Below are 13105 nucleotides of genomic sequence, written 5' to 3'. Positions count from 1 at the left end.
CCCCGATAGCAGTGGTTCAGCCAACAAATATGTTGAGTGTGCCGCCGCCATCGGGGGCAAGTCGAATCGTCGCACCGCCCCTCCCACATTTGGATCTTTGTTCACATTGGATTTGTGGTGTCTGAGGTTCAGGCGCCGGGCAACGCCAATTGCGGATTGACGAAGTCAAACGCCGCCAACTGAAACCCTTGCTCATCCACCTGCAGCGCCCAGCCCTGCTTGTCCCAATCCCCCAGCACAATGCGCTTGGCGGCCTGGTCGCCAATCTGCAACTTGTGAATGGCTGGGCGGTGGGTATGGCCGTGGACCAGGGTGCGCACGCCGAACTGCTGCATCACCCGTGGGACTTCCTCGGGCGTTACATCGACAATGTCGTTGGTCTTCATGCGCGTCTGCGCGCGGCTTTCACTGCGCAGCTTGCGCGCCAGCTTGTGCCGCGTGCCCAGGGGCAGGTGGCGCAGGATAAACAGCACGATCGGGTTACGCAGGATGCGCCGCAGCTTCATATAGCCGACGTCGCGGGTGCAGAGGCTGTCGCCGTGCATCAACAGCACGGGCTCGCCATGGAGCTGCACGACACTCGGGTCCTTGAGCAAGGTGGCGCCTGCGGCTTTGCAGAACGCCTTGCCGATCAGGAAATCGCGATTGCCGTGCATGATGAAAATCGGAGTGCCGCTGTCGCTCAGTTCGCGCAGGGCTGCGCAAATGGAGCGCTGAAACGGTGTCATCCCATCGTCGCCAATCCAGGCTTCGAAGAAGTCCCCCAGAATGTACAACGCCTGGGCGCCACGGGCGCGGCCGTGGAGCAGATCCAGAAACGCCCGGGTGATGTCCGGGCGCTCCTCTTCCAGATGCAAATCTGAAATCAGCAGTATCACCCAACGATCTCGGCTTTCTCGACGATCACGTCTTCTACCGGAACGTCCTGGTGACCGGCTTTACCGGTAGTCTGCACGCCTTTGATCTTGTCGACGACGTCCTGGCCTTCGGTGACTTTACCGAATACCGCGTAGCCCCAGCCCTGCACGTTCTTGCCGCTGTGGTTCAGGAAGGCATTGTCGGCCACGTTGATGAAGAACTGCGCCGAGGCCGAATGCGGCTCCATGGTACGGGCCATGGCGACGGTGTACTTGTCGTTGGAAAGGCCGTTGTCCGCTTCGTTCTGGATGCTTGGGCGCTTGTCTTTCTTTTCTTTCATGCCAGGCTCGAAACCGCCGCCCTGGATCATGAAGTTGCCGATGACGCGGTGGAAAACGGTGTTTTCGTAGTGGCCGGCGTTCACGTACTCGATGAAGTTGGCGACGGTGATCGGCGCTTTCTCGGCGTTGAGCTCGATGACGATGTCACCGTGGTTGGTGGTCAGTTTGACTTGAGTCATGTTGGCTACTCTTTTCAGGGAATTCGTGGGTTTGGGTGCCCGGGGCACCACGACCGGTATGGCGAAACTGCGGCCAAGGCGCGCAGTTTAGCGTGACCTGCAGGAATTTCGAGGTGGTTTTTTACCACTGGTGCGTTAAATGCACCGCAACCCTGTCAGCGGCTTGACAGCATCAGCTATGATAAGCCCTTTGTTTTGTCGGCCTAGCCCGGCCACGTACTTGTCTGTTCAAGGATCCTATGAGCAAGCCCACTGTCGACCCTACCTCGAATTCCAAGGCCGGACCTGCCGTCCCGGTCAATTTCCTGCGCCCGATCATCCAGGCGGACCTGGATTCGGGCAAGCACACGCAGATCGTCACCCGCTTCCCGCCAGAGCCCAACGGCTACCTGCACATCGGTCACGCCAAGTCGATCTGTGTGAACTTCGGCCTGGCCCAGGAATTCGGCGGCGTCACGCACCTGCGTTTCGACGACACCAACCCGGCCAAGGAAGACCAGGAATACATCGACGCCATTGAAAGCGACGTGAAGTGGCTGGGTTTCGAATGGTCCGGTGAAGTGCGCTATGCCTCGCAGTACTTCGACCAACTGCACGATTGGGCCGTCGAGCTGATCAAGGCCGGCAAGGCCTACGTCGACGACCTGACCCCGGAGCAGGCCAAGGAATACCGTGGCACCCTGACCGAGCCGGGCAAGAACAGCCCGTTCCGCGACCGTTCGGTAGAGGAGAACCTCGACTGGTTCGCCCGCATGCGCGCCGGTGAGTTCCCGGACGGCGCCCGCGTATTGCGCGCCAAGATCGACATGGCCTCGCCGAACATGAACCTGCGCGACCCGATCATGTACCGCATCCGCCACGCCCATCACCACCAGACGGGCGACAAGTGGTGCATCTACCCGAACTACGACTTCACCCACGGCCAGTCGGACGCCATCGAAGGCATCACCCACTCCATCTGCACCCTGGAGTTCGAAAGCCATCGTCCGCTGTACGAATGGTTCCTCGACAGCCTGCCGGTACCGGCGCACCCGCGTCAGTACGAGTTCAGCCGCCTGAACCTGAACTACACCATCACCAGCAAGCGCAAGCTCAAGCAACTGGTCGATGAAAAGCACGTACACGGCTGGGACGACCCACGCATGTCGACGCTGTCGGGCTTCCGCCGTCGCGGCTACACGCCGGCGTCGATCCGCAACTTCTGCGAGATGGTCGGCACCAACCGTTCCGACGGCGTGGTCGACTACGGCATGCTCGAATTCAGCATCCGCCAGGACCTCGATGCCAACGCCCCACGTGCCATGTGCGTGCTGCGCCCGTTGAAGGTCGTGATCACCAACTACCCGGAAGACAAGGTCGACCACCTTGAACTGCCGCGTCATCCGCAAAAAGAAGAACTCGGCGTGCGCAAGCTGCCGTTTGCCCGTGAAATCTACATCGACCGCGATGACTTCATGGAAGAGCCGCCAAAAGGCTACAAGCGCCTGGAGCCAAACGGCGAAGTGCGCCTGCGCGGCAGCTACGTGATCCGTGCCGACGAAGCAATCAAGGACGCCGATGGCAACATCGTCGAACTGCGTTGCTCGTATGACCCGGACACCCTGGGCAAGAACCCCGAAGGCCGCAAGGTCAAGGGCGTGATCCACTGGGTGCCGGCGGCGGCCAGCATCGAGTGCGAAGTGCGCCTGTACGATCGCCTGTTCCGCTCGCCAAACCCTGAAAAGGCTGAAGACAGCGCCAGTTTCCTCGACAACATCAACCCTGACTCCCTGCAAGTACTTACGGGTTGTCGTGCCGAACCCTCGTTGGGCGAAGCACAGCCGGAAGACCGTTTCCAGTTCGAGCGCGAAGGTTACTTCTGCGCGGATATCAAGGACTCGAAACCAGGTCGCCCGGTATTCAACCGCACCGTGACCTTGCGTGATTCGTGGGGTCAGTGATTCTGTCTTAAGGGAATTGTCGTGTTAACGATCTACAACACACTCAGCAAGACCAAAGAAGTCTTCAAGCCGCTGGACGGCAACAAGGTGCGCATGTACGTGTGCGGCATGACCGTGTACGACTACTGCCACATCGGCCACGGCCGCAGCATGGTGGCCTTCGACCTGGTGACCCGCTGGTTGCGTTTCAGCGGCTATGACCTGACCTATGTGCGCAACATCACCGACATCGACGACAAGATCATCAACCGCGCCAACGAAAACGGCGAGTCGTTCGACGCGCTGACCGAGCGCATGATCGCCGCGATGCACGAGGACGAGGCCCGGCTCAACATCCTCAAGCCGGACATGGAACCGCGTGCCACCGACCACATCCCGGGCATGCACGCGATGATCCAGACCTTGATCGACAAGGGTTACGCCTACGCGCCGGGCAATGGCGACGTGTACTACCGCGTCGCCAAGTTCATGGGCTACGGCAAGCTGTCGCGCAAGAGAATCGAAGACCTGCGCATCGGCGCACGTATCGAAGTCGACGAAGCCAAGCAGGACCCGCTGGACTTCGTGCTGTGGAAAGGCACCAAGCCCGGCGAGCCGAGCTGGGAGTCGCCATGGGGCGCCGGGCGTCCGGGCTGGCACATCGAATGCTCGGTGATGTCCACCTGCTGCCTGGGCGAGACCTTCGACATTCACGGCGGCGGCAGCGACCTCGAGTTCCCGCACCATGAAAACGAAATCGCCCAGAGCGAAGCCGCCACCGGCAAGACCTACGCGAACGCCTGGATGCACTGCGGCATGATCCGCATCAATGGCGAGAAGATGTCCAAATCCTTGAACAACTTCTTCACCATCCGCGACGTGCTGGAAAAGTACCACCCGGAAGTGGTGCGTTACCTGCTGGTATCCAGCCACTACCGCAGCGCCATCAACTACTCGGAAGACAACCTCAAGGACGCCAAGGGCGCCCTGGAGCGGTTCTACCACGCGTTGAAAGGCCTGCCCGCCGTGGCACCAGCCGGTGGCGAAGCCTTCGTCGCACGCTTCACCGAAGTGATGAACGACGACTTCGGCACCCCGGAAGCCTGCGCGGTGCTGTTCGAAATGGTGCGCGAGATCAACCGTTTGCGTGAGAGCGATCTTGATGCGGCGGCGGGTCTGGCGGCGCGCTTGAAAGAACTGGCCAGCGTGCTTGGGGTTCTGCAAATGAAGCCCGAAGATTTCCTGCAAGCCGGTGCCGAAGGGCGTGTGGATGCGGCGCAAGTGGATGCGCTGATACAGGCGCGTTTGACTGCACGTGCCAACAAGGACTGGGCGGAATCCGACCGACTCCGCGACCAACTCACCGCCATGGGCGTGGTGTTGGAAGACGGGAAGGGTGGGACGACGTGGCGGTTGGCTGATCAGGCTTGATTGGTAAACGTTGAATGAAAAACGCCCCGACTGGTTCGGGGCGTTTTTTTGCACATCCGTTTAACGGCTTACTCGATCGACTGTGGTAGCTGGCAGGGCGGGTGATGAGCGCCACAGTTACGCACGATATTGAAAGTTGTGCTGATACCTATGTCGCGATAACAGAGTGTCTACCATATATCGATTCGCCCACCTCCATTGCACGCTGGCTTTGCAATTGCTACGACAGCGATACTTGATAGCGGCTCTGCACAAATCCATTGTCCGATACATACGTGCCGAGATGACGAAGTTCTTGCTCGCTGCCCATCTGGCTGAACAAACAAACCCCTTTGCCCAGCAACACTGGTATGCGTGTGATGATCAACTCCTCGATCAGGCCCGCTTCAAGAAACGCCTGGATCGTCTGGCCACCGTCGATATAAAGGTGCTTCATACCGCGCTCGGCTAACGTTGCCACCAGTGTGGTCACGTCTCCCGCCATGACCTCGATCTTGCCCTCCAGATGTGTCGGAATCTGCAACTGCTGGCGAGACAGCGCAATCACCGGGATACCCTCATAGGGCCACTTCGCAAATGACAACACCTTCTCCAGGGTCTTGCGTCCCATCACCAGCGCATCCACCGTGGCGACAAAGCCTTCATAAGTCACGCCGTTCAACTCGGCGGTTTCATACTCCGGCCGGTGCAACCAGTCGATATCACCGTCCGGGCGGGCGATGAAGCCGTCGACGCTGGCGGCGATAAACACTGAACATTTGATATCCATGGCGAAAACTCCTTTTGTGCGCTTGGACGCTAATGTTGATTTAATCCTCGCGTGTAACAACCGGGCGTCTGGGAAACAGACCTGATGCCCCTTTCTGCCGTGCGAGGATGTATGCGAAGTTGGTTGATCCGTTACCGTTACGCAATCATTTTCTGGTTGTGCTTCGGCGTTTTCCGTACCTCCCTGGCGGACTGGAATCCCATTCCCTCTGGCTCCATGCGCCCGACCTTGCTGGAGGGCGATGTAGTGTTGGTGAACCGGGTGGCCTACGACCTCAAGCTGCCGCTCACGGACATTTCCCTGGCCCAGCTCGATAACCCCCGGCGCGGTGATGTGGTGACGTTCTCGTCGCCCAGGGACGGCATGCGTCTGATCAAGCGCATCGTCGGCATTCCCGGTGACACCCTGGAAATGAAAGATGAGGTGTTGTGGGTCAACGGCGTGCCTGCCACCTACAGTGACGCGCAGGACATCAGCGAACCCATCCTGCCCGGCCATACGGTGCCAGGAATCAAGCTGACCGAACGGGCGGCCAACCGTCAGCGCACGGTGCAGTTCATGCCGACGGTGCGGGCACTGCGCAATTTCGGGCCGGTGGTGGTGCCGGCCGACAGTTACTTCATGCTGGGGGACAATCGCGATAACAGCGATGACTCCCGGTACATTGGTTTTGTGCCGCGTCGGCTGTTGATCGGGCGGGCACATCATGTGCTGGCATCGGCGCAGATCCTGGATCACTGGATGCCACGGTTTCGCAGGTTTGGCTCGCCTATCTTGTAATGGAAGTTGTGCTATTTGAAGGGCACCAAGAACCACTGATGGAGACTCGAATGACGTGTATTTTCTGCAGCATCGTCCAAAAGACTTCCCCGGCGCACATCCTGTGGGAAGACGACCAGCACATGGCCTTCCTGTCGATCTTCCCCAACACCCCGGGGTTCAGCGTGGTGATTCCCAAGCAGCATTACGGCAGTTATGCGTTTGCGCAGTCGGATGAAGTGCTAGCCGCGCTGGTGGTGGCGGCGAAGAGGACGGCGTTGCAGATCGACCGTGCGTTTCCCGATGTGGCGCGCACCGGGATGATCTTGGAAGGGTATGGCGTGGATCACCTGCATGCGAAGCTGTTTCCCATGCATGGAACCGGCGGCGACAGTACCTTCAAGCCGCTGAGTTCGAAGGTGGACAAGTTCTTCGAGGCATATGAAGGGTACATCTCGTCCCACGATCATGTGCGGGCCGATGATGAGGGGTTGGCGGAATTGGCGGCGCACATCAGGTCTTTTGCCTAGCGCCAATCCAAATGTGGGAGGGGGCTTGCCCCCGATAGCAGTGGGTCAGCTACAGGTGAGCTGACTGATCCACCGCCATCGGGGGCAAGCCCCCTCCCACAGTTTTGACCGTGTTTTCTATAGGGATCAACGGCGGCTGCTGACTTCGGCGGGTACATCATCCCCAGCCATGCGCTTGCGGAACAACGCCGTGCGCGCCAACAGCAACGTGGTCACCGGCACGGTGATCGACAGCAGAATCGGAATCAACCACCCGTGCAACACCGGCCCGGACTTGAGCACCGAAAAATAAATGATCGACGCCAACGCCACACACCACGCTCCCAGCGTCGATGCGAGTGCGGGCGGGTGCATGCGCTGGAAGAAGTCCTTCATGCGCAGCAACCCGATCGCGCCAATCAATGCAAATACACTGCTGAGCACCAGCAGCACGGCCACGACGATTTCCATCCATAACGGCATCATTCAATCACCTCCCCACGCAGCAGGAATTTCGCCAGGGCAAACGAGCCGACGAAGCCGAACAGCGCGATCAGCAGCGCCGCTTCAAAGTAGGTGTCACTGGCATACCGGATACCCAGCACCAGCATCATCAACATCGCCAGGATGTACAGGTAGTCCAGCGCCAGTACCCGGTCCTGGGCTGACGGGCCTTTGAACAGGCGGATAAGCGTCAGCACCATGGCCAGGGAGAACAGGAACAGGCTGAACAGGATCGCATTGGAGAGCAGCGCGCTCATTCGAAGATCTCCATCAGGGGCCGTTCGTAGGTGGTCTTGAAGTGCTCGATGAAGGGCGCCTCATCGTCCAGGTCGAATACGTGCAAGAGCAGGATGCTGCGGTCCAGCGCCAGTTCCGACCAGATGGTGCCGGGCACCACGGTGGTGATCATCGACAGCGCGGCGAGGCCGTTGGGGTCGCGCAGGTCCAGGGGAATCCTGATGAAGCGCGAACGCGGTGGGCGGGAGCCGCAGGTCAGCACGCCCCAGGCCACTTGCAGGTTGGAGACGATCACGTCACGGCCCACCAGGAAAAACAGGCGGATGATCACGCCGGGGCGACGGATGCGGATCGGCAGTGGTCGCAACGGTGCCATCAGCAGCGGCGCAAGAAAGCCCAGCAGTGCACCCAGCAGCAGGTTGCCCGGACTGACCGACAGGTTCAGCACCAGCCACAGCACCCACAGCGCCAGGGACAGCCACGGAGCAGGGAACAATCGCTTCATGGTTGCACCTCCAGGGCGGCGGCCTGGGCTTCGGGGCTCGGCACCGGACGCGTGGCCATCACCGCCATCACATAGTGCTCGGGGTTGTTCAGGCTCACGGCAGTGGCCTGGGTGTAGCGCAGCAGTGGTTCCGCCTTGAAGGTCAGCAGGATGCTCAAGCCCAGCAGGAAGAAAATCGGCACGCATTCATAGCGACGCAGTAGCGGCGAAGGGCGTTCTTCCGGGGTCCAGAAGCGCTGGATGCCCAAGCGTGCGAAGGCAATCAACGAGGCCAGGCCGGAGAGAATCAGCAACGCCACCAAGCCCCAGGCGGCTGGCCGGATCGGTTCGTCAATACTCATACCCAGGCCCAGTGGATTGACCAGCGCACTCAACAGACTGAGCTTGCCGATAAACCCGGAGAGCGGCGGCATGCCGATGATCAGCAGGGCGCAGGCGATAAAGCTCAAGCCGAGGAACGCCATGGTCCAGGGAATCACCTGGCCGACCACGGCTTGCTGCTCGTCATCGAGGTTGACGCCAGGGCGCGGGTGCAGGGATTCCATGGCCTTGGGCAACGCATCGATCTCTTCGTCCAGCGGCAGGTCGTTGGCCGAGCGTGACCGTTCGATCAATTCAGCCAGCAGGAACAGCGCGCTCAAGGCCAGGGTGGAACTGACCAGATAGAACAGCGCGCCCGCCGTCAGGCTTGGTTGGGCGAAACCGACGGCGGACAGCAAGATCCCCGCCGACACCAGGATGCTCAAGCTGGCCATGCGCTCCAGGCGCTGCGCCGCCACCATCGCCAGCGCCGCGCAAATGATGGTCGCCATGCCGCCATACACCAGCCAATCCCCGCCAAACAGCGCCGACGCCCCGGCCTGGCCGGAGAACAGCAGGGTCCACAGGCGCAGCACGGTGTACACGCCGACCTTGGTCATGATCGCAAACATCGCCGCCACCGGCGCACTGGCCGAGGAGTAGGCGGGCGCCAGCCAGAAGTTCAGCGGCCACATGCCGGCCTTGGCCAGGAACGCCGTCGCCAGGATCGCCGCGCCGGCATGCAACAGACCACGATCGGCCTCCGGCACCAGCGGGATTTTCAGCGCCAGGTCAGCGAAGTTCAGCGTGCCGGTGACACCGTAGATCATCGCCGCGCCAATCAGGAACAGCGAAGACGCCAACAGGTTGATCGCAATGTAATGCAACCCCGACGACACCCGCGCACGCCCGGAGCCATGCAGCATCAGGCCATAGGAGGCCGCCAGCAGCACTTCGAAGAACACGAACAGGTTGAACAAGTCCGCCGTGAGGAAGGCGCCGTACAACCCCATCATCTGGATCTGGAACAGTGCGTGGAAGCTGGTGCCCGCACGATCCCAACGGGCCATGGCGAACAGCAGCGCACTCACGCCGATGATCCCGGTGAGTACCAGCATCAGCGCCGAGAGTTGGTCCACCACCAGCACAATGCCGAATGGCACCTGCCAGTTGCCCGGCAGGTAAACCCCAATCGAGCCTGGGCCGCCTTTTTGCGTCCAGTACAGCAGCAGGATGGCGATGCCCAGGCCGATGACGCTGGAGAACAGATTGATTTTCGCCTTGAGCGGGCGGCGCTTTTCGCCAAGCATCAGCATCAGCGCGGCGGTCAGCAATGGCAGCAGGATCGGCGCGACGATCAGTTGATTCACCCAATTCATTCCTTGGGCTCCCGGCCGTCCACATGGTCGGTGCCGGTCAGGCCCCGGGAGGCGAGCAGCACCACCAGGAACAACGCGGTCATGGCGAAGCTGATCACGATGGCCGTGAGCACCAGGGCCTGGGGCAGCGGATCGGTGTAGTTGAGCAGGTCCTGCGGCACGCCGTCCTTGATGATCGGCTCCTTGCCGATAAACAGGCTGCCCATGCTGAAAATGAACAGGTTGACGCCGTACGAAAGCAGGCACAGGCCCATCACCACCTGGAAGGTCCGTGGCCGCAGGATCAACCAGACGCCGGAAGCCGCCAGGACTCCAATGGCAATTGCGATGACTTCTTCCATCAGGCGGCTCCTTCCGTTGCGGCAACCACTTTGGCCTGGTTGCTCGGTTTATGGGCCCGCACGGACTGGTGACCGAGGGCGGTGAGCATCAGCAGCGTCGAGCCGACGACCATGGCGTACACGCCGACGTCGAAGAACAGCGCGCTGGCGATGTGAATGTCGCCAAGCAATGGCAGGCTGAAATGCCAGGTGTGAGTGGTGAGGAACGGGTAGCCGGCAAACAGCGCGCCGAGCCCGGTCAGGGTTGCCGACAGCAGCCCGAAGCCCATCCAGCGCATCGGCCGCAGGCTCATCTGCGCCTCGACCCACTGCGTACCGGCGACCATGTATTGCAGGATGAACGCCACCGACATCACCAGCCCGGCGACAAACCCGCCACCCGGTTGGTTGTGGCCGCGCATGAACAGGTAGAACGACACCACCAGCGCAATCGGCAGCAGCAGGCGCACCAGCACCGCCGGCACCATCATGAAGCCCAGGGCGGTGTCGCTGGCCTGGCGCGGGTTGACCAGGTCGGTGGCCACGTCCGGCGCCAACTGGCGCTGTTGCGGCGGCAACTCCATGCTCTCTTTTGACGGGCGGAAGCGCCGCAGCAGGGCGTACACCGTCAGCGCCACGGCGCCGAGTACGGTGATTTCGCCCAGGGTGTCGAAGCCCCGGAAGTCCACCAGCATCACGTTCACCACATTGCTGCCGCCGCCTTCGGGCAGGGCGCGGCTGAGGTAGAACGAAGAAATATCGTTGGGCGTCTGGCGCGTCAGCATCGCGTAGGACAGCAACGCCATGCCACCGCCCACCACGGTCGACAACAGGAAGTCACGCAGGCGACGGATGCGCGCCTTGCGCAGCGAGCTGGGCAGTGGCGACACCTCTTCGATCCGCCGTGGCAGCCAGCGCAGGCCGAGCAGGATCAGCACGGTGGTGACCACTTCGACCACCAACTGGGTCAGCGCCAGGTCCGGCGCCGAGAACCACACGAAGGTCACGCAGGTCATCAGGCCGCACACGCTGACCATGGTCAGGGCCGCCAGCCGGTGGTACTTGGCTTGCCAGGCGGCGCCGAGGGCACAGGCAATCGCCAGCAGCCACAGGGTGACGAACACGATGGAGCCCGGGATCTTCGGGCGGTCGCCCCAACTGAGGCCACTGTTGAGCATCGGGATCATGCCGCCGATCACCGCCACCAGCACCAGCAGGAACAATTGGGTCTGCAGGCGCTTGGTGCTGATGCGTTTCTCGATCCTGCGCACGCCGCGCATCATCACCACCAGGCTGCGCTCGAAGCCGCGCTTGCCGTTGAAGTAGCTGATTACCGGCGGGTACTTGAAGCGGCCACGCTTGAGTTGCTTGCGCAGCAGCAGGTACAGCACCACGCCGCCGGACATGGCCACCAGGCTCATGATCATTGGTGCGTTCCAGCCGTGCCAGATTGCCAGGCTGTACTCCGGCAGCACGCCACCCACTACCGGCAGCGCGGCGGCGGCGAGGATCGAGCCGACCACCTGGGCCGGGAAGATCCCCACCAGCAGGCAGGTGAACACCAGCAACTCGACCGGTGCGCGCATCCAGCGTGGCGGTTCGTGGGGAGTGTGCGGCAGGTTGGTCGCGGTCGGGCCGAAGAACACGTCGACGGTGAAGCGCAGGGCGTAGGCCACGCTGAAGGTACCGGCGATGGTCGCGATCAACGGCAGGGCGAACTCCACCCAGGCCGTCGAGGTGATGAACACGGTTTCGGCGAAGAACATCTCTTTGGACAGGAAACCATTGAGCAACGGCACGCCGGCCATGGACGCACTGGCCACCATCGCCAGGGTCGCGGTAAACGGGATCAACCGCACCAGCCCGCTGAGCTTGCGGATGTCCCGCGTGCCACTTTCATGGTCGATGATGCCCGCGGCCATGAACAGCGAAGCCTTGAACGTGGCGTGGTTGAGGATGTGGAACACGGCTGCGACGGCCGCCAGCGGGCTGTTGAGACCCAGCAGCAAGGTGATCAGCCCGAGGTGGCTGATGGTGGAGTAGGCCAGCAGGCCCTTGAGATCATTCTGGAACATGGCGCAGTAAGCGCCGAGGAGGAGGGTAAGGGCGCCGGCACCGCCGACGATCCAGAACCATTCTTCGCTGCCGGACAGCGACGGCCACAGGCGGGCCAGCAGGAACACGCCGGCCTTCACCATCGTTGCCGAATGCAGGTACGCCGACACCGGCGTAGGGGCCGCCATCGCGTGGGGCAGCCAGAAGTGGAAGGGGAACTGCGCGCTTTTGCTCAAGGCGCCGACCAGCACCAGGGCCAGCATGACCGGGTACAGCGAATGCGCGCGGATCTGCGCGCCCGCCGCCAGTACCTGGTCCAGGTCATAGCTGCCGACGATATGCCCCAGCAACATTACGCCCGCCAGCAGGCACAGGCCGCCGGCGCCGGTGACCATCAGCGCCATGTACGCCCCACGGCGCGCATCGGCGCGGTGGTGCCAGTAGCCGATCAGCAGGAACGAGAACAGGCTGGTCAGTTCCCAGAAGAACACGATCTGGATCAGGTTGCCGGAGATCACCAGCCCGAGCATGGCGCCCATGAAGGCCAGGAAAAACGCGAAGAAGCGCGGCACCGGGTCGTCCGGCGACATGTAATAGCGCGCATACAGCGACACCAGCGTGCCGATGCCCAGCACCAGCATCGAGAACAGCCAGGCAAACCCATCCATGCGCAGCACGAAGTTCAGCCCGAGGCTGGGCAACCACATGAATTCTTCGCGGATCACGCCACCGTGGGCGATCTGGGGGTAGAGCAGGGCGACTTGAATAGTGCCGACCAGGGCCACCAGGCCGGCCAGCAGGGATTCGGTGTTACGTGCATTGTGCGGCAGCAAGGCCGCCAGACAGCTGCCAATGAACGGCAGAAGCAGTAGAACTATCAGGGACATAGGCTTCTAATCTGCGGGAGTTTGGGATGCATCATACGTGCCGCTTTAACGATCACCAAACGGCAAGATGTGGCAGGATCCTACAAGCTAAGCCGAAATCGCCCATTTGGCATTGTTTCAGGTAACCCGATTCGGGCAAGCGACACCGCCCCC

General features: G+C 61.5%; 13 protein-coding genes. 4 read left to right on the top strand and 9 right to left on the bottom strand.

Annotated elements, in window-relative coordinates; translation table 11 throughout:
* Window positions 1-128 precede the first annotated feature (128 nt).
* Together lpxH and BM110_RS06705 are read right to left on the bottom strand one after the other, a co-directional pair.
* The gene (gene lpxH, locus BM110_RS06710) at window positions 129-878 is read right to left on the bottom strand and encodes a UDP-2,3-diacylglucosamine diphosphatase (protein WP_093512858.1); all 750 of its coding nucleotides are present in this window, start codon (window positions 876-878) and stop codon (window positions 129-131) included.
* Window positions 875-1378: a peptidylprolyl isomerase gene (locus BM110_RS06705; protein WP_010209496.1), complete on the bottom strand. Its 504-nt coding sequence runs from the start codon at window positions 1376-1378 to the stop codon at window positions 875-877. The genes lpxH and BM110_RS06705 overlap by 4 nt, the downstream gene beginning before the upstream one ends.
* Before the next feature lie 239 nt (window positions 1379-1617).
* Between BM110_RS06705 and BM110_RS06700 the strand changes: the two genes are divergently transcribed.
* Both BM110_RS06700 and cysS read left to right on the top strand, forming a co-directional pair.
* Window positions 1618-3318, top strand: a complete 1701-nt coding sequence (locus BM110_RS06700; RefSeq protein ID WP_092244897.1) for a glutamine--tRNA ligase/YqeY domain fusion protein — start codon at window positions 1618-1620, stop codon at window positions 3316-3318.
* Between the two features lie 21 nt (window positions 3319-3339).
* Entirely contained in the window at window positions 3340-4728 is a 1389-nt protein-coding gene (cysS, locus tag BM110_RS06695; RefSeq protein WP_092244900.1) for a cysteine--tRNA ligase, read from the top strand.
* A 220-nt stretch (window positions 4729-4948) separates the two neighbouring features.
* Here the strand turns inward: cysS and BM110_RS06690 are convergent, their stop codons facing one another.
* Complete coding sequence (locus BM110_RS06690) at window positions 4949-5497, bottom strand: dihydrofolate reductase family protein (RefSeq protein ID WP_093512856.1); 549 nt, start codon at window positions 5495-5497, stop codon at window positions 4949-4951.
* A gap of 111 nt (window positions 5498-5608) precedes the next feature.
* On the opposite strand from BM110_RS06690, the gene lepB reads away from it, so the two are divergent.
* Both lepB and BM110_RS06680 read left to right on the top strand, forming a co-directional pair.
* A complete protein-coding gene (gene lepB / locus BM110_RS06685) occupies window positions 5609-6277 on the top strand; it encodes a signal peptidase I (RefSeq protein WP_093512854.1) in 669 nt (222 codons plus the stop codon).
* 50 nt (window positions 6278-6327) lie between these two features.
* The gene (locus BM110_RS06680; protein WP_093512853.1) at window positions 6328-6786 is read left to right on the top strand and encodes an HIT family protein; all 459 of its coding nucleotides are present in this window, start codon (window positions 6328-6330) and stop codon (window positions 6784-6786) included.
* Between the two features lie 126 nt (window positions 6787-6912).
* On the opposite strand, the gene BM110_RS06675 is transcribed toward BM110_RS06680, so the two are convergent.
* From BM110_RS06675 to BM110_RS06650, 6 genes are read right to left on the bottom strand one after another with little or no spacing between them, the layout of a single operon-like run.
* A complete protein-coding gene (locus BM110_RS06675) occupies window positions 6913-7251 on the bottom strand; it encodes a Na+/H+ antiporter subunit G (RefSeq protein WP_028616866.1) in 339 nt (112 codons plus the stop codon).
* Window positions 7248-7526, bottom strand: coding sequence for a K+/H+ antiporter subunit F (locus tag BM110_RS06670; protein WP_005789171.1), 279 nt, complete (start codon window positions 7524-7526; stop codon window positions 7248-7250). The genes BM110_RS06675 and BM110_RS06670 overlap by 4 nt, the downstream gene beginning before the upstream one ends.
* Complete coding sequence (locus BM110_RS06665) at window positions 7523-8011, bottom strand: Na+/H+ antiporter subunit E (RefSeq protein WP_071493444.1); 489 nt, start codon at window positions 8009-8011, stop codon at window positions 7523-7525. Before BM110_RS06665 ends, BM110_RS06670 begins: the two co-directional genes overlap by 4 nt.
* Entirely contained in the window at window positions 8008-9690 is a 1683-nt protein-coding gene (locus BM110_RS06660; RefSeq protein WP_092244912.1) for a monovalent cation/H+ antiporter subunit D, read from the bottom strand. Before BM110_RS06660 ends, BM110_RS06665 begins: the two co-directional genes overlap by 4 nt.
* Window positions 9687-10031: a Na+/H+ antiporter subunit C gene (locus tag BM110_RS06655; protein WP_003192163.1), complete on the bottom strand. Its 345-nt coding sequence runs from the start codon at window positions 10029-10031 to the stop codon at window positions 9687-9689. Before BM110_RS06655 ends, BM110_RS06660 begins: the two co-directional genes overlap by 4 nt.
* The gene (locus BM110_RS06650; RefSeq protein WP_093512851.1) at window positions 10031-12952 is read right to left on the bottom strand and encodes a monovalent cation/H+ antiporter subunit A; all 2922 of its coding nucleotides are present in this window, start codon (window positions 12950-12952) and stop codon (window positions 10031-10033) included. Before BM110_RS06650 ends, BM110_RS06655 begins: the two co-directional genes overlap by 1 nt.
* Window positions 12953-13105: the final 153 nt, after the last annotated feature.

It is taken from the genome of Pseudomonas sp. NFPP28 (genome assembly GCF_900115535.1).
Classification (GTDB): domain Bacteria; phylum Pseudomonadota; class Gammaproteobacteria; order Pseudomonadales; family Pseudomonadaceae; genus Aquipseudomonas; species Aquipseudomonas extremorientalis.
Note: the sequence above shows the minus strand (reverse complement) of the source record. Positions and strands in the feature narration are given on the sequence as shown.